The 26,584-nt window shown below is 45.2% G+C and carries 19 protein-coding genes; 2 read left to right on the forward strand and 17 right to left on the reverse strand.

The genetic code is table 11. The features are described 5' to 3' along the window. Positions 1–410: 410 nt before the first annotated feature. The gene (gene mgtE, locus AB5123_RS04005) at positions 411–1,841 is read right to left on the reverse strand and encodes a magnesium transporter (protein ID WP_337812380.1); all 1,431 of its coding nucleotides are present in this window, start codon (positions 1,839–1,841) and stop codon (positions 411–413) included. Between the two features lie 291 nt (positions 1,842–2,132). Next, entirely contained in the window at positions 2,133–3,662 is a 1,530-nt protein-coding gene (gene cls, locus AB5123_RS04010) for a cardiolipin synthase (RefSeq protein ID WP_368364540.1), read from the reverse strand. 227 nt (positions 3,663–3,889) lie between these two features. Here cls and bsh point away from each other — a divergent pair, with 227 nt between their 5' ends. Next, positions 3,890–4,864, forward strand: a complete 975-nt coding sequence (gene bsh, locus AB5123_RS04015) for a choloylglycine hydrolase (protein ID WP_337811950.1) — start codon at positions 3,890–3,892, stop codon at positions 4,862–4,864. 37 nt (positions 4,865–4,901) lie between these two features. On the opposite strand, the gene AB5123_RS04020 is transcribed toward bsh, so the two are convergent. Both AB5123_RS04020 and AB5123_RS04025 read right to left on the reverse strand, forming a co-directional pair. Beyond that, on the reverse strand, positions 4,902–8,387 hold the full coding sequence (locus AB5123_RS04020) for a sugar-binding domain-containing protein (RefSeq protein WP_347503510.1): 3,486 nt from the start codon (positions 8,385–8,387) through the stop codon (positions 4,902–4,904). Between the two features lie 10 nt (positions 8,388–8,397). After that, positions 8,398–11,400: a glycoside hydrolase family 2 TIM barrel-domain containing protein gene (locus AB5123_RS04025; protein WP_368364541.1), complete on the reverse strand. Its 3,003-nt coding sequence runs from the start codon at positions 11,398–11,400 to the stop codon at positions 8,398–8,400. Between the two features lie 115 nt (positions 11,401–11,515). Here AB5123_RS04025 and AB5123_RS04030 point away from each other — a divergent pair, with 115 nt between their 5' ends. Then, entirely contained in the window at positions 11,516–12,325 is an 810-nt protein-coding gene (locus tag AB5123_RS04030; protein ID WP_337811953.1) for an AraC family transcriptional regulator, read from the forward strand. Between the two features lie 51 nt (positions 12,326–12,376). On the opposite strand, the gene AB5123_RS04035 is transcribed toward AB5123_RS04030, so the two are convergent. The 13 genes from AB5123_RS04035 to AB5123_RS04095 all read right to left on the reverse strand — a co-directional run bounded on the left by AB5123_RS04035 (position 12,377) and on the right by AB5123_RS04095 (position 26,563). Then, positions 12,377–12,655, reverse strand: coding sequence for a zinc-ribbon domain containing protein (locus AB5123_RS04035; protein ID WP_022288363.1), 279 nt, complete (start codon positions 12,653–12,655; stop codon positions 12,377–12,379). A gap of 96 nt (positions 12,656–12,751) precedes the next feature. Continuing rightward, entirely contained in the window at positions 12,752–13,312 is a 561-nt protein-coding gene (locus AB5123_RS04040) for a sigma-70 family RNA polymerase sigma factor (RefSeq protein WP_046440300.1), read from the reverse strand. Positions 13,313–13,548: 236 nt separating this feature from the next. Next, positions 13,549–14,106, reverse strand: a complete 558-nt coding sequence (locus AB5123_RS04045) for a FumA C-terminus/TtdB family hydratase beta subunit (protein WP_046440302.1) — start codon at positions 14,104–14,106, stop codon at positions 13,549–13,551. 9 nt (positions 14,107–14,115) lie between these two features. Beyond that, on the reverse strand, positions 14,116–15,105 hold the full coding sequence (locus AB5123_RS04050; protein WP_022288360.1) for a hypothetical protein: 990 nt from the start codon (positions 15,103–15,105) through the stop codon (positions 14,116–14,118). A 319-nt stretch (positions 15,106–15,424) separates the two neighbouring features. Beyond that, the gene (ftsZ, locus tag AB5123_RS04055; RefSeq protein WP_022288359.1) at positions 15,425–16,555 is read right to left on the reverse strand and encodes a cell division protein FtsZ; all 1,131 of its coding nucleotides are present in this window, start codon (positions 16,553–16,555) and stop codon (positions 15,425–15,427) included. A gap of 255 nt (positions 16,556–16,810) precedes the next feature. Next, the gene (locus AB5123_RS04060; RefSeq protein ID WP_347512603.1) at positions 16,811–17,914 is read right to left on the reverse strand and encodes an FtsQ-type POTRA domain-containing protein; all 1,104 of its coding nucleotides are present in this window, start codon (positions 17,912–17,914) and stop codon (positions 16,811–16,813) included. Positions 17,915–17,932: 18 nt separating this feature from the next. Beyond that, entirely contained in the window at positions 17,933–19,192 is a 1,260-nt protein-coding gene (gene murA / locus AB5123_RS04065; protein WP_038670541.1) for a UDP-N-acetylglucosamine 1-carboxyvinyltransferase, read from the reverse strand. 61 nt (positions 19,193–19,253) lie between these two features. Continuing rightward, positions 19,254–20,159 carry a hypothetical protein gene (locus tag AB5123_RS04070; RefSeq protein WP_368364542.1) on the reverse strand — a complete coding sequence of 302 codons (906 nt, stop codon included), beginning with the start codon at positions 20,157–20,159 and terminating at the stop codon, positions 19,254–19,256. Between the two features lie 28 nt (positions 20,160–20,187). Then, positions 20,188–21,315: an undecaprenyldiphospho-muramoylpentapeptide beta-N-acetylglucosaminyltransferase gene (gene murG / locus AB5123_RS04075; RefSeq protein WP_117892253.1), complete on the reverse strand. Its 1,128-nt coding sequence runs from the start codon at positions 21,313–21,315 to the stop codon at positions 20,188–20,190. 15 nt (positions 21,316–21,330) lie between these two features. Then, positions 21,331–22,557: an FtsW/RodA/SpoVE family cell cycle protein gene (locus AB5123_RS04080; protein WP_117892250.1), complete on the reverse strand. Its 1,227-nt coding sequence runs from the start codon at positions 22,555–22,557 to the stop codon at positions 21,331–21,333. A gap of 24 nt (positions 22,558–22,581) precedes the next feature. Then, positions 22,582–23,625, reverse strand: coding sequence for a hypothetical protein (locus tag AB5123_RS04085; protein ID WP_195220533.1), 1,044 nt, complete (start codon positions 23,623–23,625; stop codon positions 22,582–22,584). Further along, a complete protein-coding gene (murF, locus tag AB5123_RS04090) occupies positions 23,622–24,983 on the reverse strand; it encodes a UDP-N-acetylmuramoyl-tripeptide--D-alanyl-D-alanine ligase (protein WP_022288352.1) in 1,362 nt (453 codons plus the stop codon). Before murF ends, AB5123_RS04085 begins: the two co-directional genes overlap by 4 nt. A 131-nt stretch (positions 24,984–25,114) precedes the next feature. Continuing rightward, on the reverse strand, positions 25,115–26,563 hold the full coding sequence (locus AB5123_RS04095) for a UDP-N-acetylmuramoyl-L-alanyl-D-glutamate--2,6-diaminopimelate ligase (RefSeq protein WP_117859042.1): 1,449 nt from the start codon (positions 26,561–26,563) through the stop codon (positions 25,115–25,117). Positions 26,564–26,584: the final 21 nt, after the last annotated feature.

A 26,584-nucleotide genomic window follows, 5' to 3' on the forward strand; every position in this document is an offset into this window, starting at 1 on the left:
AGTTAAAGCTACAAAAATTCAAATATAAATCAACAATATGATGCACGAAACGACTACTTTCGCTATTATTTATAGTGTAAGACTAAAATAAATTGGTATTAGCAAACATATTAATATCCGCTATTTTCTTTGTAACGTATGGTTCACTCTTGCTTTTCAACCATAAGATCTATGGCATTTATCAATTCAAAAAAATTGAGAATAACAAATTAGTTTTGGTCAAAGAAATAAGGAAGTCATACTATGATTCAATAATCGATCAAAAAAGGTCTTTTCAGAAATTGAAGAAAACTCCAAATGCAAAATTATTCAATAAGATAGACATTACCTTGTATCTAATAGCCAAACCTGAAAAAGCCAACCGCACCCAAATGGATGCGATCGGCTTTTTTATCTTATTCTATTTTTTTCTACCCCAGCTTCAAAACATTCAGCAGGAATATCCAGCTAGTTCCATAGTAAGCCACAACTGCCACCAGATCGTTCAGCGTGGTTATCATAGGGCCTGACGCAACGGCAGGGTCTATCTTTATTTTCTTGAAGAAAAGCGGTGTGAGCGTTCCCACTGCACTGGATACTATTATGGCAAGTATAAGTGAAATGCCTATACAGCCCGACATTGCAAAAGAGTATACCAGCCCCTTGCCCTTGAAGAAGAAAATATACAGCCCCACTGCTATGAACGACAGCACGCCTATAAGAGTGCCGTTTAGAAGTCCAACTCGCATTTCTTTTGACACAAGGTGAAGCTTCTGCTTTGCAGTAAGGCCTCCGTCTGTAAGCACACGGATAGTCACTGCAAGGGATTGTGTACCAACATTTCCTGCCATGTCAAGTATCAGCGATTGGAACGCCACAATAAGAGTGAGCTGTGCAACAACTTTCTCAAACGCTCCCACCACTGTGGACACCACCATGCCAAGTCCCAACAGCACAAGCAGCCAAGGCAATCTCTTTTTCACACTCTGCAACACAGGCTCGTTAAGATCTTCCTCTGCAGAAAGACCACCAAGCTTTGCATAATCCTCGCCCATTTCATCATCTGATGCCTCGATGATGTTTTGCGCTGTGATAACTCCCAGCAGCCTGTTTGAATCGTCAAGCACAGGTATGATATACTCTGAATAATCCTTCAGCTTTTCGATACAATCGGCAGTCTGCTCGTTGGCGTAAACATATGGAAAAGAAGTTGCCGTTATGCTCTCAAGCTCCACCTCGCTGTCAGCCGTGATAAGATCCTTCAGATCTATAGCTCCGCTGAAAACCTTATTTTCGTCCACCACGAACAGCGTTGAGATGTTGTCATTTTTTCTCGCCTGACTAACAAGAGCATTCATTGCCTGCTTTACAGTCATGTCTTCGTCAATGATAATGCAGTTCGTAGTCATTCTGCTTCCTATCTCTTCCTCATCAAATGAAGCGATAAGCTTGAGTTCACTGCGTACATCAGGTGCAACAGCGTCTATAATAAGGCTTCTCCTGTCCTTATCTGTTTCAGACAGAATATTCACCGCTGTATCAGTGTCCAGCTCCGATATAAGCTCCGAAGCCTTGTGGATATCCATTTCTCTCAGATACTCCCCTGCCTGCTTTTCGTCAAGATATTCAAATATCTCTGCCAGCATTTCAAGACTGCACACACGGTAGAATTTCTTTCTGTTGAGAACAGAAAACGTACTTATTACCTCTGCGATATCACTGCCATGATAATCGTCAAGCTTGTTCATCATGGCTTTCGGGGAATCATTGCTGTTGATGACAGCGGTTATCTCGTCGCAGTGAATGTTCTTTACTGCGTCCTCGTTTAAAATTACATTTTTGTTCAGTTCATTTTTCTTCATTTGCTTGTCCTCCGTTTCATTTTTTTATGACGTGAGGGACAAACAGGCATAAAAATGCCCGTGCATGACAGGTCACACACGGGCAGATATATCAGATCACAACGAATAAAACGGCAACGCAAAGCGAAGCCCGTCGGCTGTGTTCACATATATACATAATCGCCCGTTAGACCCGCAACTGTCGCTGTTTGCCACTTTATTCACCTCCGTATTATATTAGTCCTTCGACATTATACCATTTTAGCAAAGATCTATCAACACCCAAAATCTTATTTTAATATTAAAAAGCTGTTAAAGCAACGGTGCAAATATCCTTAGCACGCCGTCAATGAGCCGTCCAAAGAAACCACGCTTTGTGTCCTCAAGCGTGCGCTGTCTGCACTTGCTCTGAGTGTCCAGAATGTCCGCCTTAAAGGTCTTTATTATAGATGAATCAAAGAATATGGAGCTGCACTCAAAATGCAGGAAAAGACTTCTATAGTCAAGATTTACCGAACCAAGCACCGCAAGCTTGTCATCGCATATACAGCCCTTTGCATGAACAAATCCCGGCGTGTATTCATATATCTTTACCCCTGCCTCGATAAGCTGACGATAATAGCTTCTCGAAAGCCTGAAAACCACCTTTTTGTCAGCGATACCGGGCATTATGATACGCACGTCGACCCCACGTTTAGCCGCCCTTATAAAAGCGTCAAAAAGGCTGTCACCAAGCATAAGATACGGTGTGTAGAACCACACATAATCGCTTGCGGCATAGAGCATCTCAGAAAAAAACGTGTTGCTCACATTTTCGTCCACCATAGGGGAATCATAATAAGGCAAAACATAGCCGTCGCCACCCTTGCCCTCTTTTTCAAAGCTCTCTCCCACAAGTTCATGAGGTATCATGTCATTTGAAAAAGCGTTCCAGAACTCCATAAACATATAGGTGTAGCTTTTTACGCCCTCGCCTGTTATCTTAAAGCCGATATCTTTCCAGTGACCATATTTCGAGCCTATGTTTATATACTCGTCCGAAAGATTTATTCCGCCGCTGTATGCAACTCTGCCGTCCACCACCATTATTTTTCTGTGGTCACGGTTGTTGAGCTGTGATTTTATAAAAAGGAACGGATTGAAAGGCACACATTTTATACCTTTCTCACCAAGCTTCAAAGCGTCTGCAAGAGAATATGTTGCGATACTTCCAAGGTCGTCATACATTATCCTGACGTCAACGCCCTGAGCCGCCTTTTTCGCCATGATATCCACAACAGTGTTAAGGAACTTGCCGTTTTGCAAAATAAAATACTCCGCAAAAATATATTTCTCAGCCTTTTCAAGCTCCTTGCACATATCAGCGAACATTTCCTCGCCCACGGAAAAATACTCTGCGCTGTCAAGCTTCACCATAGGAAATCCCGTTGCGTCGCTTATCCTTTTCACCGATTGAGCAAGCCTTTTGTCCTCACGTTCAAGCTCCCCTATGCACTTTTCCCCGTCAGAAAGCTCATAGTCCATGTGAAGCCTTGCCTTTGTGATATTCTTTTCAAGCTTTTTCGCAGTATTGTTATTGCCAAAAATTATATACATAACTGCACCAAGCACGGGAAAAGTAAGTATCACAATAAGCCAAAGGGTCTTGTAGCTGCTCTCCTCACGCTTTGTGTTGATATAAAGCACAAACAGAAATGACAGCACAGTAAGCACGATGCTGAGAAGCCCTGCCGCCTTGCTGAGCCATTTAAGTATGAGAAGATACCACAAAAACTGCATCGCCACAGGAACTATCACCGCCACCACTCTGCCTGCTATTTTCTTTACATTGTTCCACGTCAACTCCGTTTCGCTCCTTTCATTTATCATCTTAGGACAACAAAACACTATCATTATGCGTTGTTACCATTATTATAACAATTTTTTTAACATAAGTCAACGCCATTGATTTTATTATTAAAAAGTGTTATATTAAATATGAGATATGTCCTGCTGATAGCTTTGTCTGTAGGCGGGCGAACAGTGTTCGCCCCTACAAAAATAATATAATTGATAACGGAGGTAACAAAATGTGTACTGCGGCAACTTATAAAACGAACGATTTTTACTTTGGAAGAACTCTTGACTATGAAAGCTCCTACGGCGAGGAAATAGTCATAATGCCAAGAAACTTTCCCCTTAACTTTGTTAATATGGGCAGGATAGCTACCCATTATGCGGTAATAGGCACAGCTCATGTTGCTCAGGATTATCCTCTTTTCTATGACGCCGCCAACGAAAAGGGTCTTGCCATGGCAGGTCTTAACTTTGTTGGCAATGCCTTTTACCGTGATGATATCGACGGCAGGGACAACGTTGCACAGTTCGAGTTTATCCCATGGATACTCTGTCAGTGTGCAAACGTGACAGAAGCAAGGACGCTTATAGAAAAGATAAACATAACCAAAACTCAGTTCAGCCCGCAAATGCCGTCAGGTCAGCTCCATTGGATAATAGCAGACAAGAACGATTGTATCGTAGTGGAATCTGTAAAAGAAAGCATAAACGTCTATAACGATCCCGTGGGAGTGCTGACGAACAATCCACCGTTTGATATGCAGATGTTCAGGCTCAACGATTTCCGTGGACTTTCCCCTAAACAGCCTGAAAACACATTCTCTGATAAGCTGGACCTTACTTCCTACAGCCGTGGCATGGGTGCAATGGGACTTCCGGGTGACCTGTCCTCGCAGTCAAGATTTATAAGAGTAGCATTTGTGAAAATGAACTCACGCTCCGCCCCTGACGAGCAAAGCAGTGTGAGCCAGTTCTTCCACATTTTAAACTCAGTTGACCAGCAAAGAGGCTGCTGCGAGGTGGCAGAGAGCAAGTATGAGATAACCATTTATACAAGCTGCTGCAATACTGAAAAGGGCATTTACTATTATACCACCTACAACGGACATCAGATATCCGCTGTTGATATGCACAAAGAAGACCTTGACTCCGCCAAGCTTATTGCCTACCCTATGATAACCAACGAGATAATAAACTTTCAGAACTAGCAAACGCTCCGTACAAAATCTGTACGGAGCGTTTTTATTACTCAAATCTGAAATATTCAAAGTCAAAGTTGCTTCCCGGCAGGAACGCAAATGAGACCTTCTGTTTGCCGCTGATACCTGAGATATCAAAGCTCTTCTGAGCATAATTTTCGCTGTCATCTGTCCTGAACTCGCAGAGTATTCGGTTTTCGCCATCACTGCCGTTCAGGATAAGATGTATGCTGTTGAGGGCAAGCGGTGACTTTCCGCTTATAACGAGCCTGCTCGGCTGTTTTTCAGAGAAATCGAACTCGCCGAAATCAAGCATAACGTTGTTGCCTATCTCGGTCACACACTTTTCGCCCTTTGTGAACTTGTCACCATAAATGTTGTCAGCATCAGCCGCATTATTCACCGCAAATTCACGGCTCTCCTTTTCAAAGTTAAAACCGCCCACTTGGAAACCGTCCTCAGTAAGGATACAAAGGGTCTCAATACCCTTGAGCTTTCTTGAAAGCTTGAAAGTTTCAGGCTTGAAGATCATCCACTCAGGCTCTTTGTGATAACAAAACGTGCCAAGAAGCTTGCCGCCCTCGTCAGGTATTCCGTCATAGAAGCTTATTTTAACAGGGTCAAGGGTGTTCGCCCATATCTGCACCGTAACAGTGTCAGAGCCTGCACTGCCGAAGTCAAGATTATCATATGCCGCCCATGATGTTACCTTGCCCATGGCAAAGCCTACACCCTTCTTCATGCCGCTTGAAACGTTGTCGCTCGCCCTTGTGAATAGTCCGCCGATAACAAACTGATATGGGTCGGTAAGTGCGTTTCCAAGACCCTCAGCAGTGAATTTGAGCATAGATATGATGTGATAACGCTCAGTGCCGTTTTTGCACATTGCACGAAGCCAGAAGCTTCCGTCACCCTTTGCTTTCACCTTAATGCTGTCTGCTGTTACCTCGCACTCTGCAAGATTAGATGTTATGCCCTTTTCATTTGTCACCCTGAACTCTATATCCTCAGCATAATCCGAATTGGCAGGAAGCGCCTTATATCTCACTGTTATCTCAGGGTTATCCTTGTCAAGAGTAAAAGTATCAGTATAAAGCTCTATCTTTCTCACAGGTATCTCGTCTGTCCTGCCGCATTCGGTAGGAGCAAAGCCCACGTTTTCAAGCGATGATGTGCCGCTGTCATATTCCGCCTTAACAGCATCAAGGGTAACAACACAGTCAGGCAGACCCTTTGATGCGAGCGTTACCTTTATCTCGCCGGTCTTGTCAGTCGAACCAATAACAGCAAGCATTTTTCCTGAGAAAAGTCTGCGTGATGTGCCTTTATACTGGTCATAGTCAGTGCTGTCGCCGTTATCAAGACCCATAAGCCTTGCCGCACCCTCAACGCTGACGTTCACACGGTTGTTGGCATTTGCGCAGAAAGTGCCGTCCTTATCAAATGCGGATATTTCAATATATACAAGGTCAGAGCCGTCTGCAAGTATCTCTGTCTTGTCAGGGACAGCTTCTATTCTAACAGCGTCCCCGAATGAACGCTGGATATCCTCTGCGATGATATTTCCATTCTCGTCATATGCAACGGCTTTAAGCTCGCCCTTTTCATATGGTATGACATAGTTCGCTGTCAGCTCCTTGCCATGCTTGTGGTCTATATCATATGCCCCCATTGAAACGCCGTCCTTGAAAAGCTCAACTCTCGGAGCATTTGAGCAAACTCTCACGTCACAAGGCAGTCCGTCGCTGAAATCCCAGTATGGGAAAATATGCACGAATGGCTCAGCCTTATAGTCTGTCCACTCTGCACGGAAAACATATGCGCTGTCTTTTGCAAAGCCTGCTGTGTCGAACTGACCAAAGTATGAGTTTTTCGTGCTGTATGGAGTAGGCTCGCCTATGTAGTCAAAGCCTGTCCAAATGAACTGACCTGCACAATATTCTGCGTCACGGTCAGGGATAATGCAAGCCTCCGTGTTTTTTGCTCCCCAGCCTGTGCAGCTATTGCCCAAAGATGAACACTGCTCGTCATCGTCAGTTAGCAAGGTTTCAGACAACGGAAAATGATAAATTCCACGGCTCTGAACAACAGAAGCCGTTTCGCTTCCGTATATCATCCAGTCAGGGTGAGCGGCGTGGTGTTCCTCGTAAAGTCTTTCACCGTAGTTATAGCCTGCAAGCTTGAGAATATCAGCGCATTTCTGACCGTTCTCCCACTGCATATAGTTCGAGCCGAATGTAACATAGCCGTTGCCCTCAGGGTCATGAAGTTTCACAAGCCTTTTGAGCCATGCCGTTACCTCCTGACCTCTCTCGTCAGCGTGAGTGTCAAAAATCTCATTTCCCACACTCCAGCCTATAATAGAAGGGCGGTTTCTGTCACGGCGCACCCATGAAGCAACGTCCTTTTCCACCCACTCATCAAAAAATCTAGCATAGTCATAGTCGGTCTTTGACCTCTCCCACATATCAAAGCCCTCAGAGAGAATGAGCATACCTGTTTCGTCAGCGATGTCCATAAACTCCTCCGCAGGCATATTGTGAGAAGTTCTGATAGCGTTGATGCCCATTTTGCGTAGTTTTTTAAATCTTCTCCTTATAGCCGCAGGATTGGAAACTGCCCCAAGACAGCCGTTGTCATGGTGTTCACATGAGCCGTGGAGCTTAACGTGTCTGCCATTGAGATAAAAACCGCTGTCACACTTGAATTTGATAGTCCTGAAGCCGAATTTCTGACTTACACGCTGAACACAGCCGCCGTCCACAAGAATTTCCGACACCATGGTGTAAAGCACAGGGGAAGTGATATCCCAAAGCTCAGGGTCTTTCACTGTCATGGTCTGAGCGGTGAGAGAATAGCTCACGCCTTTCACACGCACCGCCTCAGGTATGCAGGAAATATCCGCCCCACAAGCGTCAGACTCATAGCTTGCCACCTCTTTGCCGTTCTTGTCAAAAATAGTGTTCCTGATGCGGATTCCCCCAAGAGGTGCGCCCTCCGGTCGGAGCATCTCAGCCTTCACAGTCACCTGCCAGCCGTCCTCTTGCTTTGACGTGGTGATATAAATACCGTCATTGCCGAAGCGTATCTCAGGGCTTTCGCAAAGCCAAACCTTTCTGAAAATACCTGCTCCCGAATACCACCTGGAGTTTGGCGAGTGGTGATCCACACGGACAGTAATAATGTTCTCTCCGTCCTTGACAAGGTCGGTGATATCGAACATAAATGCCGAGTAGCCGTATTTCCACTCCCCTGCCAAAGCACCGTTCACATACACCTTGCTGTCCATGTAAACTCCGTCAAAGCGGATAAAAGTGCGTATGCCATCTTTCTTTTGGTAAGAAAAAGCCTTTCTGTACCAGCCTGTAGAAGTTTCATATAGGTCATTTGTATTATAAATAAGCCAATCATGAGGAATGTCCACAGGCTTGAAAGCAAAGTCCTCTGAGTAGTCAGAGCCGAAAGCCGCCTTGTAAAATTCCCAATCGTTGCAAAAAAGCTTTCTGTCTGAGTATGTTTCACAGATATCCATAAAAACTCCTTTATATTTTACTTATCTGAATATGAAAATGTGCATTTATCAAAGGCTTTTCAAGCTGATATTTCTCCGCAAGCCTTGGTCCGCAGGAGTTAGAACCTACCCCTGCCATTGCATAGTCAACGCAGATAACATTGCTCTCGCACCTTTCAAGCTCATTGTTATGTGCCTTTGCCGCAAGCTCCTCCTGTGAAAACTGAGAAGCGTTGAATGAAAACTCCTTGTCAGCGGTAAACTTCACCTTAGTGTCCCCACCGCACACAGTGAGATATCGACAGCCATAGTGTGATGAATTTTCCTGCGGTCTTATATAATCCTCGTGCATATCCCCGATATCAGCCGCAAATTTGCCCACATAGCAAGCCTGACGCTTGTCAATGTAGCTTTCTGTAGGACCATATCCGAAATATTCCGCCCTTGAAAAATCTTTTGGCATGAAAAGCCTTATACCAAACCTTGGAAGCATATCTATCTTATTTGAAAACTCCGCTTCGCATTTTATGTCAAGCCCACTGCCGTCAATAACATAAACTGCTTTCAGCCTGCAAAACGGCTGTTGTATAGACCAGCCAAAAGACTGTGTGACGCTTATCTCCGCTCTGTTCTCGCTCGCTGAAAGCTCACAGCCGTAGCTTTTCACATCAAAGTCATTAAGATGCACCTTGTACCAATTGTACTTCATGACATCATTATCCGTAGGCGCACGGAAGAAGTTATACTGCAAAGGTCTGTCAAGAAGTTCTCTGCCGCCGAATTTCACAGAAACAAATGCCGACTTACGCTTGTCAAAGCGGTAAACAACATCTCCCACTGTCACAGTGATACAAAGTGGAGTTTCCTCTGCCTTTACCTTAGCTTTCGCCTTTTCCACAACCGCTTTCCTGCCATCAGCTATTTTCAGTTGGTCAAAGCATACCTCATAGCCTTTCTCACAGTATTCGGTATCCTCTTTAGCAGTGAAAATAAACCTTATGAATGTTTCATTTTCATACTCCGCTGTATCATCGGGAACATTCACCACAGTGCTTCCCATAGGCTCGATGTCAAAATCCACCCTGCCAATATGTATAATACCGTTTTTGTCCGTTATCTCATAGCGGCAATCGAGAATATCCCCAGCGTTCACAAACTCCAGCGTGCTTGAAAAAACAAAGCTTCCCTCGCTTTCCCCTTTTGTTACTCGCACAGGTCTGTATACCTGCTTTACCTCAAGCAGTCCCGTGTGTGGCGTTCTGTCAGGATAAACAAGACCGTCCATGCAGAAATTGCTGTCATTGTGTCTTTCCCCAAAATCTCCGCCGTAGCCGTATTTTATCTTACCCTCAGCCGTTTTACCAAGCGGTACAGAATGGTCGCACCACTCCCACACAAAGCCACCGCAGAAACGCTCGTTGGAATAGAACACATTGTGATAATCCTCCAGATCTCCCGGACCATTTCCCATGGCGTGGCAGTATTCACACTGCACAAGAGGTCTGTTTTCCTCAGGCTTTTCAAGATAGCCTTTCAGCCCGTTTAAATCCCAGTACATACCCGAAACTACGTCAAGCACGCTGTCGGAAGTTCCGTCAAGGCAGTGTGTGCTTTCATAATGCACAAGCCTTGTATCATCAAGCCTCTTTATAAGCTCAGCTTCATCGAGCATATTTTTGCCATATCCGCTCTCATTACCCAGCGACCAGAACACCACGCAAGGGCGGTTGATGTCACGCTTTACAAGACATTCCGCACGATCTTTTATGGCATTGCCAAACCTCTCATCGCAAGCAAGCATCGCAATGCCGTTGTAATCTGAATAGTCCCACTTGTAGTCATAATAGACCTCCACACAGCCATGTGACTCCAGATCCGCTTCATCAATAACATAAAGCCCCAGCCTGTCGCAAAGCTGATAAAACACAGGGGAGTTAGGATAATGTGACGTTCTCACAGCGTTTATGTTGTGCTTCTTCATAAGCACAAGGTCAGCCTTCATCTGCTCATAAGAAGCATAATATCCCGTGTCAGGATAGCTGTCATGACGATTTACACCCTTGAACTTCACTGCCCTGCCGTTTATCTTAACAACGCCCTTATCCACCTTTACATCTCTGAAGCCAACCTCTTCGCCGATGACCTCGTCGCCTGCATTGATAGTAAGCCTGTAAAGATACGGCGTTTCAGCACTCCAAAGCTTGACATTCTCTAAATTTATCTCAACGCTCTCACCGTCATAAGCCGAAAACTGAGCCATTGTAACACCATCATCATCGCAAAGCTTTGCCGAAACATCACAGCCGAAAGCCGTAAACTCCAGCCTTGCAGAGCCATTCTCACCGAGAATAGTTTTCACGATATAATTTTCAAGACGCATTTTCGGTCTTGACAGCACATAAACATCTCTGAAAATTCCCGAAAGCCTTATCTTGTCCTGATCTTCAAGATAAGTTCCGTCGCACCATTTCAGCACAGCGGCAGTAATGATATTCCTGCCCTCAGCGAGATATGGTGTAATATTAAACTCAGCCGTAGCGTGAGAAACCTGTGAATATCCCACAAAGCTGTCGTTCACATACAAATAAACACAGCTATCCACGCCCTCGAACACAAGCACCCTGTCCATGCCGTCAGGGGAATAATCATATTCACGCTGATAAACTCCCACAGGTATATCGTCAGGCACAAAAGGCGGGTCAAATGGTATTGGATAGCACACGTTCGTATACTGCGGCTTGTCATAGCCGTAAAGCTGCCAGTTTGACGGCACCGGGATAGTGTTCTCAAACTTTTCGTGAATAAAATCGTCCTCTAGGTCTATTATGCTGTCATAATAACGAAAACCCCAGTTGCCGTTTAAAAGCTCCATTCGCTGAGAATTTTTACGGTCCTCAAAAGGATCCTGCCCCTTTGCAAACGGCACAAAATAGCAGTGCTTATCAAGCGTGCCAATGTGCAGCGCCTGAGTATCCTCATGATATATCATTTTCGATCTTGGCGAATTTTCCGCCGCAAGCTTTAAAATATCCATAGATGTTCTCCTTTACAAGTTTATAAATTACTGTAATTATTTTATCAGCTATTGACAGGCAAGTCAATGAATGATATTATTAATTTATAACAATATGAATATGGAGTTGATATTTTTGTTCTTTGCCGATTATCCTATCCTGGGAAACGAAAAGTCCCTGCCACTATATCTGCAAAATATGGGTCATCATCACTGTCAGGATCACCTTATAAGACCCGAGGGCTATCACTATGACCAGATACTCTACTGCACCAAAGGAAGCGGCACGCTTATCTTTGAGAATAAAGTCATTCCCATACCACATGATACCGCCATATTCATTCCCGCTGAGACGCCCCACGAATACTATCCAGAAGAGGATATATGGGATATCCACTGGATAGTCCCCTGCGGATATGCCGCCAAGGATATCCTTACCCAGTTCGGCCTTACCGAGCTTAAAACCTTTCACCTCAGCGACACGAAAATGCTCGAGCATATTTTCCGCAAAATGCACAATGCTCTGCGAACCGACAGTATTTTCGGCAATTACAAAGCCTCTGGCTATTTGTATGATTTTCTTATGGAGTTTTACCGCCTTATCGCCTACAAAGACCCTGCCACGGCAGTGTCCTCCGCCCTTATGAAAGCACTGGACTACATAAACTACAACTATTTTTCCCCTATCACAATGGACGAGCTTTGCAGTGTGTCAGGAGTAACTAAACAGCACCTTTGTCTGCTTTTTCGCAAAAAACTCAGTATGCGTCCAATGGAATACATCGCAAAACGTCGTATCCAAGAAGCCAAAGCCCTGCTCACCGGTACAGAAAAAAGCATCGAGCAGGTAGCAGAGGAAACAGGCTTTTGCTCAGAAAGCTATTTCTGCAAGCTTTTCAAAAGATACGAGGGCATGACCCCCTCCGCTTTCCGCCAGATCAAATAACAACAAACAAAAAAAAGAGCCGCCCAAAGGCAGCTCAATTATGCAGAAAAATTAGCCCTGCTCCTTCATCTTAGCGAAACACTCGCTGCAGTAAACAGGTCTGTCCTCTCTTGGCTTGAAAGGAATAACAGCCTCGCCGCCGCAAGAAGCACAAGTTGCTGTGTAAGTCTGTCTTTCAGACTTTGTAGCAGCCTTTCTTGCATCTCTGCAAGCTTTACATCTCTGTGGCTCGTTTACGAAACCTTTCTCAGCATAGAACTCCTGCTCGCCTGCTGTGAAAACGAACTCGTTTCCGCACTCCTTACATACTAATGTCTTGTCTTCGTACATGGTTCTTACCTCATTACATAAAATTGTGCCTAGTCGGATTTGCACCGACACCTTTGAATAAACAACGCTCTGCTATTAAGCTATACGGCCATATTCCTATCTCAACAGTGATCTCAATTTCCGTCTGACTCTCTGCATTGCATTGTCTACCGCCTTTTCCGACGTACCCAAGCCTAATGCTATCTGATTGTATGACATTCCTCTCAAAAACGATTGAAATACCTGCCACTCCTGCTCCGAAAGTGCAGAAGTGATCTTATCATAAAGCTCATTCAGCTCCTCACGCTCCACTACGACCTCCTCAGGTACAGTGCCACCGCCGCCAAGAATAGCCTCAAGGTCAGCTTCCTCGCCGCCTGAAAGAAGTGCATTTCTGTGAACAGACGAAATGATCTTATTTTTTATACATTTTGTAGCGTAAGTTGAAAACTTCGCATTTTTGTCTTCACGATAGGTCCTAACCGCACCCAGAAGCCCCATAAGCCCCTCTTGGACAAGATCCTCGTGAACCTCAGCGCCATATTTTTTTGCCAGAAACTCCACCGTACAGATATATCTCGCAATAAGCTCACCGATAGCCGTTTTGTCACTCTGTGCATTTAGCACAAGCTGCTCATCTGAAAGCTTTTTCTGCTGATCCTGCCGATCGCCTCTCAAAAAATACCGCCCACCTAATCGTAGAAATTACCGCAAAGCCCCATTCTGACGCCACTGCGTAATGTTATAATACCATTTTAGACCATAAAAGTCAAGAGAATTGACGAAATCCGCCGTCCCTGTCAAAATATTTGTAACATACCACAGTTTTAAGAATGTATTCTTGTGATTTTCAACAAACAAAAAGTCAGCCGTGTCGAAATACACGGCTGACCGCAATTTACGCAACTTTGATGTTATACACGGCAGTATTTTGCTCTGCCATCGCTGAAAATATCCCCTCCGTGGCAATCGTCAGCCACAACAAGAGGAAAATCCTCAACGTAAAGTTTTTTCACAGATTCACAGCCCAGTTCCTCAAAAGCCACTACCTCACAAGACTTTATGCAGTTGCAGGCAAGTGCGCCCGCACCGCCTATAGCACAGAGATAGACCGCACCATTTCTTATCACGGCGTCCCTTACCTCTTGTGATCTCTCGCCCTTGCCGATCATTCCGCCCAATCCAAGATCAAGCAGCCTCGGAGCAAACCTGTCCATTCTTCCTGAAGTGGTCGGTCCGCATGAACCGATAGGCTTTCCCTCAGGTGCAGGAGTAGGTCCGGCATAGTAGATAACAGCGTCTTTCAAAGGGATAGGAAGCTCCTTTCCCTGGTCAAGCAAAGCATTGAATCTTTTATGTGCAGCGTCCCTTGCAGTGTACACAACGCCCGAAAGCAATATCTTGTCACCGCATTTAAGCTCTCCGCTCACCGCTTTAAGCTCCTCGGAACGCACCTTTCTTATTTCCGACATGACAAACTATTATTCAGCGTCATCATCGCTTACAAGAGAAAGACCATCGTCAATAAGATCTCTTGCAGTGTTTACAGCACCGATACTATTGCCATACAGATCGTTAAGTGATGTAACGAGCTGCTGAACAGTTTCGCTCAGACTTGTGAACTGTGTCTTAACAGACTCTCTCAGATCAGCAGACTGTGCTCTGATGTTCTTAGCTTCGTTCTTAGCGTCGCTTACTACCTTTGCAGCCTCAGCATTTGCCTTTGATGTTACGTCAGCGGCTTCTGCGTTAGCCTTAGATGTAACAGCCTCAGCTTCAGCGTTAGCCTTAGAAGTTACCTCGGCAGCCTGCTTGTTTGCAGCGCTTGTAACAGCTTCAGCCTCCTGCTTAGCGGCAGCCGTCATTGCAGCAGCGCTTGACTTAGCTGTCTGAAGTGTAGTATCAGCCTCTGTCTGAGCATTTGTAACAAGCTTCTGTGCCTGTGCGTTTGCGTCAGCAAGAACCTGATCCTGAAGCTGCTTAGCTTCATCTTCCATCTGCTTAGCTGCCTTCTTAGCTTCCTGAACGACCTTATTAGCTGTGTTCTGAGCTTCCATGAACACGCTTCCAAGATCGAATGCAGGAGTGGCTGTGCCGGCATTAGCCTCAGCAGTTTCGAGCTTCTCTTTAAGATCCTCGATCTCCTGCTTCTGCTTTTCAAGCTCAGCGTCCTTTTCGGTTACCTGCTGCTCATAGTCAGCGATACGAACCTTCATTGTATCAGTATTAGCCATAAGCTCGGCTATCTTGTTTTTAGCCTCTTCTACCTTTTTCTCAAGTTCTTTCTTGCCCTCGAAGTCCTGCTTCTGAGCGCCGCCCTGCTTCTCAAGACGTTCGATAGTTTCGTTCTGGTCATTGACCTGAGCCTCAAGAGTATAAATTTTAGAAGTAAGGTCGTCTACATAAGCAAGAACGTCCTGCTTATCAAATCCGCCGACTCTAACCGTTCTTAAATAACCATTACTAGCCATTTCAATCCCTCCACATTAGTGATTATCTCTATTATACAATAAACCACGTTATTTTTCAACTGATTTAAGCCGTTTTCAAAAATTTCATTATTCCATACAAAATAGCAACTGAAATTTATACAAAATGTCTTAAAATCATATTTATCACAGAATAATTATATCAAATTTTCCGTAAGATTTCAAGTGCTTTTGCGAAAATTTTTCAATATCATGATAATTTTCTGAGAATACGAAAACCTCTTCGATTATGTAAACGTTTTCCGATTTTGGTTCAAACAAGGCGGACAGCGTAAACGCCGATCCGCCTTTGAAAGCATTATTACTTGTTCTTGAAGATATTGAAGATATCGTCGTAATAATTTGGATTATCAGCAGCCTTAACGCCAGCCTTGTGCATCGCTTCAGCGTCAGCCTTTGCGTCGTCAGCCTTCTGAGTAAAATTTGCAGTATATGTTGTCGCAGCCTTTGGTGCAGCAGCCTCAGGAACGTCATCTCTGTCAACAAAGTCAGCAGCGATAACAGTAACGTCCATAGCGTCCTTGGTATCAGGATTTGTACCGTTACCGAAGATGATCTCAACGTTATCGTCAGCAGCGTCTGCTATAGCAGCAGTAAGCTCGTCCATATCGCTGATAAGGAGATCCTCGCTCATTGTAACGTTTACGATAAGTCTTCTCGCACCCTTGATAGAAGTTTCAAGAAGGTCAGAAGAAATTACCTGATTGATGATATCCTGTACCTTATCCTTGCCCTCGCCGTGACCGATAGCAATATGCGCTCTGCCTGCGCCCTTAAGAATAGTAGTAACGTCAGCGAAGTCAACGTTGATCTCATCATGTCTTGTAATGATCTCAGCGATAGCGATAACGTCTGTCTTAAGAACTTCATCAGCGATAGCATAAGACTGCTTCATAGTGAGGCGCATCTCGTTTGTGATAAGGTTCTGGTTAGGGATAACGATAAGAGCGTCAACGTGCTTGATAAGAGCCTCGATACCCTTCTCTGCTCTCTCCATCTTCTTAGCGCCCTCAAATTTGAAAGGCTTTGTAACAACTGCGATAGTGAGCTTGTCAAGTGACTGTGCGATCTCAGCAACTACAGGTGCAGCACCAGTACCTGTTCCACCGCCCATACCTGCTGTGATGAATACCATATCAGCGTCCTTGATAGCGTTCTCGATCTCGTCCTTGCTTTCCTGAGCGGAAGCCTCGCCGATCTCAGGCTTTGCACCTGCGCCCAGACCGTGAGTAAGCTTCTCACCTATCTGGATCTGTGTGTGTGCAGCTGACTTATGCAGTGCCTGGATATCAGTATTAACAGCGATATATTCAACATTTCCCTCGATACCGGCCTGTGCGATACAGTTAAGTGCGTTTCCACCGCCGCCACCGACACCGATTACCTTGATCTTTGCGCCTACGACTGGCTCTTCAACATACTCGTAACCCATAATAGAACTCCTCCTAAAAGCGAATTTTCATACTTCTCCGTATTTTTACATATCAATTTATCAAATCAAAAATAAAATGCAAAAAAGCCTATGTGCCGAATATGCACATAAATAGATACAATAATATATTATCATACTTTTGTCAAAAAGTAAAGAACTTAAATGAAACCATTATAAACTTTTTATTAATTATCAATAAAACGACTGATTTTTCAGTTTCATTTGTGTATACTATACAATTAGTTATCCTGACCCTTACCAATCTGTGTTCGTCTGATCGTCCACATAGCCGTTGTCAGCATATCCATTGTCGGTATAGCCCTGATCACCGCCGTTATCATATCCCCAGTCGGTGTTTCCGTTCTCGTTTGTCCACTGATCTGTGCCTGCATTGTCAGCATCATCATTGCCGTCCCATGCGTTGGTATCGTCGCTGTAGTCTTGGCTATCGTCCCCTGACCATGAGTTATCACCGTCCCATGTGTTGCCGTCATCAATATTAGTATCAGCCGATACCGCACTGCTGCTGTCATCTGGCTTTGCAGAGCTTGTGTCGTCAGGCTTTGACGACTCGTCCTGCGATTTCGGAATAGCCGAAATGCCGCTGTCAGCACCGTTGTAAATAAGCGTACCCTCGTAATCGTCAGTAATGCTCTTGTCAATTACCGCCTTAAGATATGTAAGCTTGTATTCCATATCCACCGAGCTTCCAAGCTTTATTTCAAGCCTGCCGTCATACATAAGCTTGATATCCGAACGGGTGGTCAGGTCAATAGAATCTATATTTTTAAATTTCAGGTCATGTAGTTCATTCAGAAGCTCTTTAAGGATATCCGCCTTAAATGAATCCTCCGAGGCAAGCTTGTCGCCCTGACTAAGGCTTTTAAGCTCAAAGCCCTTTACAACAGGTATATCCCCTGTCGGAGCTGGATTTTTCGTTTCAAGTATCTTTCCCGAAGCAGACAGCACATAGTATGAATTTTTATACTTGATATCAGCCGCCTTTTCGGCCTCTGTGCAGGTTATAACAAGTGTTGACGGAAATTTCTTTGTGACCTTGACATCATCAAGATACACAAGAGTATCTTTCAAACGCTTTTCAACTATATCCGTATTCGTCCTCACAAGGTTCTGTCCCGTTGAAACGCCGCCCACGCCAAGGATCTGATCCTGCTCGTAAAGGGTAACGCCCTCTATTTTTATCTCCGACACATTAAAAAACAAAAACATACTCAGCACCAGCAGCAGCGCCGCAGCCGCAAAAAAGCTGGCAACATACACATTGCGCATATTCACTGTCTGCCGACGTGCCGCAGGCCGCTGTGAGTTCATTCTGTTTTCCTTGTAAGTTCCGTTCATTTTTCTCTTTCCTAACTGCTAGTAATTTACACGTTTTATGTTTCCGCCCAGAAGCGTAAAAGCATTTTCAATGCAGTCATAGCCCCTGTCCATAAGCTTTATATTAGTGAGAGATGTTTCTCCCTCTGCCGAAAGCGCCGCCACAGCTAACGCCGCACCGCCTCTAAGGTCAGGCGCACGGACTTTTGCTCCGTAAAGCTCCTTCACGCCCTCGATAACAGCCACTTTTCCCTCTGTCTTTATATCCGCACCCATTCTCACAAGCTCGTCAACATGGCGGTAGCGGTTTTCAAAAATATTTTCCACCACCACACTGGTGCCTTTTGCCTTAGCAAGTGCCGCCGTGACTATCGCCTGAGCGTCCGTAGGGAATCCCGGGTAAGGCATAGTCCTCACCGTCCGCACAGCTTTTAGCTGTTTAGGTGCTTTTATAAATATCCTGTCCTCATATAGAAATACCTGACAGCCCATTTGCTCAAATATAGGTATGACCGCACGGATATCCCCTGCCCTTGCCCCAAGCAGACCTATCTCACCGCCTGTTGCCGCCGCCGCACTCATAAAAGTCGCCGCAACTATCCTGTCGGGCATGACAGAGTATTCACAGCCGTGTAGCTTTTCCACACCGCTTATTGTTATCGTTCCGCCCCCTGCGCCACTTATCCTTGCACCGCAGCAGTTCAGAAACTCCGCAAGATCGCATATCTCAGGCTCTCTTGCCGCATTGTATATCACCGTGTCGCCCTTTGCCAGAACAGCCGCAAGCATGATGTTCTCAGTTGCTCCCACAGAGGGGAACGAAAGGTCTACCCTAGCCCCTCTAAGCCCTCTCGGGCAGGTGCAGCTAAGCACGCCATACTCCTCGTTTATCCTGACGCCCATTTTTCTAAGTGCGCACAGGTGCATATCTATAGGTCTCGGACCAAGCTCACACCCTCCCGGGAATGACAGCCTGCATTCACCTGTTCTTCCAAGAACAGCTCCCAGAAAAACGATAGACGAACGCATCTCTCTCATAAGCTCATCTGGCACAAAGGTCTTTACAGCGCCCCTTGCGTCCACAGTAACACAGCCGTCCTCACGGCTGCACCTTGCCCCAAGCACCGACAGAATGCGACAAGCCGCAAATACGTCCGAAAGTGCAGGACAGTTATGTAGCCTGATCTCTCCGTTTATAAGAACACACCCTGCCAGCAGCGGCAGAGCTGCGTTTTTTGCTCCCTGAACGGTTATCTCTCCGTTCAGCCTGCTTCCTCCCTGAATGATAAGCCGTTGCATAAGCGTCGCTCCTTTTAAGGTTTTGACTTATCTTATGCAGGACCGCCCATATAGGTTAAAGCTATCTGTTGATATATATCTCTGTAGCGTTTGAAACAGGCATAAAAGCAGGCAAACAAGGCAGATAGGAGTCCTTGCCTATCTTCTTTTTCATATCCTTAGTTGAAAGTATCATGCCAGTAACGCAATCGTCAAACGTACTATCGTCCATATCAGTGATATTCACAAGTATCCTTACAGTGACCTCCTTGCTGGAAAACGGAGGAACAGTGTCGCCTATGACCTCGCCGTCACTGTTTGTTGTAACGCTGGTCGCATAGCATACCGCATTGTCATATTCAGAAGAAACATGGCTGATCTCATACTGCGGTATCTTTATCTCAAAAGGAGACGGGTTTTTGATATTGAACACTATATCTGCAAAACGGTAGCTTGAACTCAACTCAGAACCAAAAGCTTCTTCGTTGTATACAGAATAATTTGACAGCGCATATGTTTTAAAATCCGTCATACCCATTGTTTTGAACACGTTGTCGTCATATCTCACCACGCTCTTGTCTGCGTCGTTGAAAAAAAGCGGTGGGAAGAAGAACACCATAAGCGCAAGCACGATAATAACAGCCACAACTGTCTTTATTATCTTGCTACGCTTTACATATGAATCTCCCACCTTTACTCCCTTGCTAAGACCTTTCGCCGCCTGCGCAGGCATAGCCGCAGCGTCCTCAAGGAAATCGTCCTCGTCGTCCTCTTCCTTGTGCTTAGTAGGGTCATCGTAAGTCTTTGTGGCACGGTCGAACTCCCCTGCCTTGTTGAACTTTTCTCCGTCAAAAATCTCGTCGGCAGTGCGGTTCACTCCGCTGCCCTTGAACTTTTTATCTGACAGCTTTTTTATCTTGTCAACATCAGGCACTTCAATGCTGTCCATTGAAGCCCTCTTGTTATACTGTCTGTAATTCTTATCCATTATTTTATCCCCTTAAATTTTACGTTCCTTATCCCTTAATAAGTGGCTCTAAAGCCTTGAATATCCTGTCCTCAGTATCGGCAACATGAAGCTTTGCAGCGTTTTCCGAGCACTGTCTGAGCTTCTCAGGGTCTTCTATAAGCCCCTTTACAGTATCAATGAAAAGCTTTTCCGTTAAGTCTTTTTCTTCGATAACAAAGCCTGCTCCTGCGTTTTGCAATACCATGCCGTTATAATACTGATGATTTTCAGCCACCATAGGCGACGGGATAAGCACAGAAGCTCTGCCCATTGCTTCAAGCTCCGCCAGCGAAGCTGCTCCGCACCTTGATATAACAAGGTCAGCCGCAGCCATTGCCACAGGCATATTGATATAATCCTTTATGATACGTCTGCTGTTGTTGATATCTATACCCATAGCCCTGAGCTTTTCAGGATAATCCTTATATCCCTGATAAGTGCCGTAGGAATGTATATGACACACCTTAACATCATTGTCCTGATACCATTTCAAAAGCTTTGCGATATTCTCATTAAGCACTCTCGCACCCAGACTTCCGCCTGTTGAAAGCACACATATTTCATTTTCATCAAAGCCAAGCTGTTTTTTAGCCTCCGACTTTGACATGGTGTTGAAAGCTCCCCTTACAGGCAGACCTGTCACCACCGTCTTAGCATTTTCGGGCATATACTTTTCTGCCTCTTTTACAGTGAGCATAACAACGTCCGCAGACTTTGCAAGTATCTTGTTTGTCACGCCCGGAAAAGCGTTCTGCTCGTGAATAGCCGTCTTTATGCCCATCTTAGCGGCTTTTCTAACTATAGGTCCTGAAACATATCCTCCGGTTCCTATAACAAGATCAGGCTTTGCTTCCTTTATTATCTTCTTTGCAGTGCTTCCTGACTTTACAAGACACCCTGCCGCATGGATATTTCTTTTGAGATTTACCCAGTTAGGCTTTCTCTGAAAGCCCTCTATCTTTATAGGATAGAACTTATATCCTGCCGCAGGCACGAGCCTGGCCTCAAGCTTTTCAGGATTTCCCGCAAAGCTTATCTCAGCGTCAGGATAATGTTTTTTTATGATCTCCGCAATGGCAAGAGCAGGATTTACATGACCTGCCGTACCTCCGCCTGCAAGTAAAACTCTGAGCATAGAACTAATACCTCTTTACTTTTTTTTGATGCACTGACGTGAAACGTTGAGCATGATACCCATTTCTGCAAGCTGTATCATCAGTGCAGTACCACCGTAGCTGAAAAACGGCAGTGAAATACCCGTGTTAGGGAAAGCGTTGCAGGCTACCATAATATTGAAAAGCGCCTGCGAGCCTATCTGTATTGTTATACCAGCCGCAAGAAGCATACCAAAACGATCCTTGCTTCTTGAAGCGATCATGAAGCCCTCGATTATAAAAAGCACAAACAGCAGTACCACTACCATTGCACCCACGAAGCCAAGCTCCTCACAGATAATAGCGAAAACGAAGTCATTTTGCGACTCAGGCAGATAGTATTTTTGCCTTGACTCTCCAAATCCCAGTCCGAACCAGCCGCCCGAACCTATAGACAATAGAGATTCATAGGTCTGGAAGGTCTTTCCGCTAGGGTCAGATTCAGGATTTTTCCAGCTCTGTATACGATCTGAAATATAAGAAAAGCCTGAGCCTGACGCCATTTTATATATCAGCAGCAGCACCCCGAAAACAGCACACACACCGATAAATTTCCAGAAGGTTTTTTTCGGCATACCACTTATGAACATCATAGACACGCCTATGATACCCACCAGCATTACCGCCGACATATGCCTTTGCAAAACAAGCACCAGTGCCACCGCACCCATTATCACAGTAAACGGTATAACACAGAATTTCCAATCCTTGAACTTAGGATAATTCACCGACATTATGTATGCGAAAATAATAATGAACGTTACCTTCAGAAGCTCCGACGGCTGAAAGCTGATCGGACCTATTTGTATCCAACGCCTTGCACCGGCAACGTCTATTCCGAAAAAAGCTGTATAAAACGTAAGAAGATATGTGGCGATAAACGCAATATATGCTATCTTAGTGTTCTGAAAGAAGTGATAATCAAGATAGCTCGTGGCAAACATGAGAAGAAGACCAAGTCCGGCAGACTTGAGCTGGCTCACCAGATAATAATATCCATCGTTATATTCACTCAGACCCCACGCATAGCTTGCAGAAAACATCATCAGAAGTCCGAATACAAGCAATACCATTACAAGAATGAAAAACGGCTTGTCTATCTCCGTAAGTATAAATCTGAATCTATGTTTTCTTTTTGCCTGTGCCACAGGTTGTTTAAGAGGAACGTGACTATTATACACTATGCTTCCGTCACGTTCACGTCTAGGACCTCTTATAGCCAAACAAACAACCTCCCAACAAAATCTCTATATGAAAAACTTTCCCGAATATATCAAAAACGCTATCGCCGCCGCAGCCCCTGCCACAGATATCACAGCGAATATCCCGATCACGGCGTGATCCCCATGACCCTTTTTCTGCAAATGCTCATGAAGCGTGTAACCTTTCATAAGCAGCTTTTTTCTTATCTTAAAAACAATATACTGCAAAAGCCCGCAAGCTCCGTCAACGACCACCGCCGCACCAGCCAGCAGGAAAACGAAATATTCTCCCGAAAGCAGCACCGCCATAGTCATAAGACCACCAATCGCCAACGCACCTGACTCGCCCAAATAAAGCTTCGCAGGACTGCACCCCCAAAAGAGAAAGCCTCCTGCCGCACCCATTGTGCAAACAGCAAAAAGCTGAGCGGCGTCAGAGCCTGCCCCTGCCGCAAGACCGCTTGACAGCCCTGCCGAAAATATCAAAGCCGTTACAGCACACAGCCCGTCAGTACCCGTGTCGGTCTTACCGCCTGCGCAATCGTGTATCTTTACCATGTTTATCCCCACTGTCATAAACAACGGAAAAAGCGGATAAAAAAGCCTGCCGAACTGCACATAGCCCAAGTGAAAAGGCATAAGCACAGCCGTCTGCACTCCTCCGCAGTATCTAAGCCCCACGCATACACCAAGACATATAAGATACTCCATACATATCTTGTAAAAAGGCTTCATGCCTATGCCAAGCTTTTTCTCCTTAACATAATCCTCCGAAAGCCCGATAGCCGTGAGCATCAAAACTCCGCCCAAAGCGATAAACACACGCCTTGAAAACTCTCCGTTCTCAAAACTCAGCACCGCCTGCGAGTCATAAAATATAACTCCCGTAACAATGCCAAATATAACGCAGAGCATTATGACAACTCCGCCGAATTTTGGCTCAGAGCCGTCCTTTGCGAACCTGTCGCCTATATAAAAATCGAATTTGCCTGTTTTTATCCTGCGGAAATATGGTATGAACACTCTGCCGAGAACATATCCCAGCACCATTTCACACCCCAGTATCACCGCCTGCACGCTCCAACTCATTTTGTCAGCGCATTGAACACTTCTTCAAGCTTCATTCCTCTGCTTCCCTTGAAAAGCACAGCGTCGCCCTTTGCAACTACCTCTTTCAAAGCCGCCGCAAGGTCATCTCTGCTTTCAAAGTGCCTGCAATTTTCCTTTGCAAAGCCCTTTTTCTCAGCACCCTCTATATAGCATTTTGAGTCCTCGCCAAAGCAGTAAAGCAGGTCAGCCTTTGAAGCCGCAACATACTCTCCCACATTTCTGTGATAGGTCTTTGAGTTCTTGCCAAGCTCCAGCATATCTCCAAGCACGCAAATGCGCTTGCCCTCCGCCTGTGCCTGTGAAAGCACCGAAAGGCTCGCTTTCATTGAGTCAGGCGCAGCATTGTAGCAGTCAACTATATATGTAACTCCGTCAATGACGGTAACATTCTGTCTTAAACCCTCCGGTTTGAACTGAGCAATACCCTTTACGATATCCTCAGGCGGTATATCCAGCGCAAGACCCACGCAGAACGCCGCAAGAGCGTTCTTTACATTATGCTCGCCCAAGCAGTTTATCTGGGCGGCTATCTTTCCGCCCTCATAGTTTATAGTAAATGTTATGCTGTTGTCAACAGTCTTAACACCGCTTGCATAAACATCGCAGTCCTTCTTTGATACAGAATAGTAATAAACCTTTCTGTCAGAATGTAACTGCACCCCTGCAAGCAATTTATCATCACGGCAAAGTATCAGCGGAGCGTCATAAGCCGCACCGTCAAGTATCTCAAGCTTCGCCTTGAGAATGTTTTCCTGCGTGCCGAGATTTTCAATATGTGAAATGCCGATGTTGGTTATAACAGCCACGTCAGGCTGACATGACATTGACATTCTCGATATCTCGCCCTGATGTGACATACCCATTTCGATAACAGCCGCCTCATAGCTGCTGTCAAGACCGAAAAGCGTCTGCGGCATACCTATCTCATTGTTGTGGTTGCCCTGAGTTTTCAGCGTCTTGTATTTCTGCGCCACAACAAGGGCTATCATATCCTTAGTGGTGGTCTTTCCCACGCTTCCTGTTACGCCAACTACCTTAACATCGAATTTAGACCTGTAGTATCCCGCAATGTCGAGCAATGCCCTTGCAGTGGAGTCAACGATCATACATCTTGCACCCTCCACAGGTCTTTCCGTGACAACAGCCTCCGCACCAAGCTCCATAGCCTTTGCGGCAAAGTTGTGTCCGTCAAAATTCTCACCCTTTAGTGCAATAAAAAGCGAGCCTGGCTTTATTGTTCTCGTATCGGTGGAGATATCGGAAATTTCAACGTCAGCAGGATAGCCGTAGCTTCCGTGAACCGCCGATATTATCTCCTGTAAGCTTAATTTTTCCATTTTAATTCTTATCCGCCAATTTCTCGGCAGTATCTCCTTTCCCTTTTCTTATAAATATATCTTTATCGCAAAACCGCCCACAGCCGCTTTGCATATCACGGGCGAACACTGTTCGCCCCTACATTTTTCTCTTATCTGCCCTCAGCTTCAAGCTCTTTAAGAGCGTCCGCAACGACTTCTCTCTCGTCAAAATGTATCTTCACACCACCTGCAAGTATCTGATAATCCTCATGACCCTTGCCGGCAAGCACGATGATATCGTCCTTTTCCGCATGATGTATAGCCCAGTGGATAGCCTCACGCCTGTCAACGATAGTTATGTAAGGGGTCGTCTTGCCCTCCAGACCTACCAGAACATCGTTTATGATATCCTGCGGATCTTCATTCCTCGGGTTGTCGGAAGTGACGATAAGAAAATCAGCATTGTCCGCCGCAGCCGCAGCCATAAGGCTTCTCTTTGAAGCGTCTCTGTTTCCGCCACAGCCGAAAAGGCATTTTACCTTTCCGCTTGCACTGTTCTTTATAGCCGAAAGCACGTTCACAAGTGCGTCAGGAGTGTGAGCATAGTCGCATATAACAGTGAAATCTCTGCCCGTCGGAACTATCTCCGCTCTTCCTCTTACGCCCTGCATAGTGCCCAAAGCTCTGATAGTCTTGTCAACGTCAAATCCAAGGGTCTCACAGCAGGCTATAACAGCCAGTGAGTTTGAAACGTTGAAAAGTCCGGGCATATTGAATGAAACATTGTGCTTTATCTTTCCGTCAGTGAAAACATACTTCACACCGCTTGCTGAAAGCAGGATATCCTCTGCTCTGAAATCAGCCTTTGTACAGCATGAATAAGTTTTCGCAGGACAGCTTATCTCTTTGAGATACCTTCTGCCGTATTCATCGTCTATATTGATGATTGCGTTGTCAGATATAGTGAAAAGTATCTTCTTAGCCTGATAGTAGTTCTCCATAGTGCCGTGAACGTCAAGATGATCCTGCGTCAGGTTAGTGAAAACGCCTACCTTATAATGACAGCCTGAAAGTCTTTTCTGTTCCAAGCCCTGCGAGGAAGCTTCCATAACAACATAGTCGCACTTCTCATCAGCCATTTTTCTGAAAAGCTCATAAAGGTCATAAGGCTCAGGAGTCGTTCTTGCAGTAGGATAAACGTCGTCGCCTATCTCGTTCTGACAAGTGCCGATAAGACCAACCTTACAGCCGAATGAAGAAAGCACCTTCTTTATAACAGTTGTGATAGTCGTCTTTCCGTTAGTGCCTGTTACACCGATAAGAGTAAGCTCCTTTTCAGGGTGACCGAAAAATGCCGCACACAGCAGAGGGAAAGCCTCTCTTGTGTTCTCCACGATTATCTGACAGTCAAGCCCCAGATCTCTTTCGCAGACTACAACTGTACAGCCCTTTTCTATCATGTCCTTAGCAGCGTCATGTCCGTCAAAGGTCTTTCCTTTTATGCACACGAACATCGAGCCTGCCTTGACAGCCTTTCTTGTGTCGCTCGTAACGTCGCTTATCTCCATATCAGGCAGAGAAGTTTTCGCAACGTCCTTTATGATATCATATAGTTTCATAATTATCATTCCTTATCATGG

The sequence above is a fragment of the Ruminococcus sp. RTP21204st1_B2_RTP21204_210225 genome (assembly GCF_040914135.1).
Classification (GTDB): domain Bacteria; phylum Bacillota; class Clostridia; order Oscillospirales; family Ruminococcaceae; genus Hominimerdicola; species Hominimerdicola aceti.

Coding starts and splice junctions, on each gene's coding strand:
- mgtE (WP_337812380.1), bottom strand. CDS start 1,841: ATGAAGAAAAATGAACTGAACAAAAATGTAATTTTAAACGAGGACGCA.
- bsh (WP_337811950.1), top strand. CDS start 3,890: ATGTGTACTGCGGCAACTTATAAAACGAACGATTTTTACTTTGGAAGA.
- AB5123_RS04020 (WP_347503510.1), bottom strand. CDS start 8,387: ATGGATATCTGTGAAACATACTCAGACAGAAAGCTTTTTTGCAACGAT.
- AB5123_RS04025 (WP_368364541.1), bottom strand. CDS start 11,400: ATGGATATTTTAAAGCTTGCGGCGGAAAATTCGCCAAGATCGAAAATG.
- AB5123_RS04035 (WP_022288363.1), bottom strand. CDS start 12,655: ATGTACGAAGACAAGACATTAGTATGTAAGGAGTGCGGAAACGAGTTC.
- AB5123_RS04045 (WP_046440302.1), bottom strand. CDS start 14,106: ATGTCGGAAATAAGAAAGGTGCGTTCCGAGGAGCTTAAAGCGGTGAGC.
- AB5123_RS04050 (WP_022288360.1), bottom strand. CDS start 15,105: ATGGCTAGTAATGGTTATTTAAGAACGGTTAGAGTCGGCGGATTTGAT.
- ftsZ (WP_022288359.1), bottom strand. CDS start 16,555: ATGGGTTACGAGTATGTTGAAGAGCCAGTCGTAGGCGCAAAGATCAAG.
- AB5123_RS04060 (WP_347512603.1), bottom strand. CDS start 17,914: ATGAACGGAACTTACAAGGAAAACAGAATGAACTCACAGCGGCCTGCG.
- murA (WP_038670541.1), bottom strand. CDS start 19,192: ATGCAACGGCTTATCATTCAGGGAGGAAGCAGGCTGAACGGAGAGATA.
- AB5123_RS04070 (WP_368364542.1), bottom strand. CDS start 20,159: ATGGATAAGAATTACAGACAGTATAACAAGAGGGCTTCAATGGACAGC.
- murG (WP_117892253.1), bottom strand. CDS start 21,315: ATGCTCAGAGTTTTACTTGCAGGCGGAGGTACGGCAGGTCATGTAAAT.
- AB5123_RS04085 (WP_195220533.1), bottom strand. CDS start 23,625: ATGAGTTGGAGCGTGCAGGCGGTGATACTGGGGTGTGAAATGGTGCTG.
- murF (WP_022288352.1), bottom strand. CDS start 24,983: ATGGAAAAATTAAGCTTACAGGAGATAATATCGGCGGTTCACGGAAGC.
- AB5123_RS04095 (WP_117859042.1), bottom strand. CDS start 26,563: ATGAAACTATATGATATCATAAAGGACGTTGCGAAAACTTCTCTGCCT.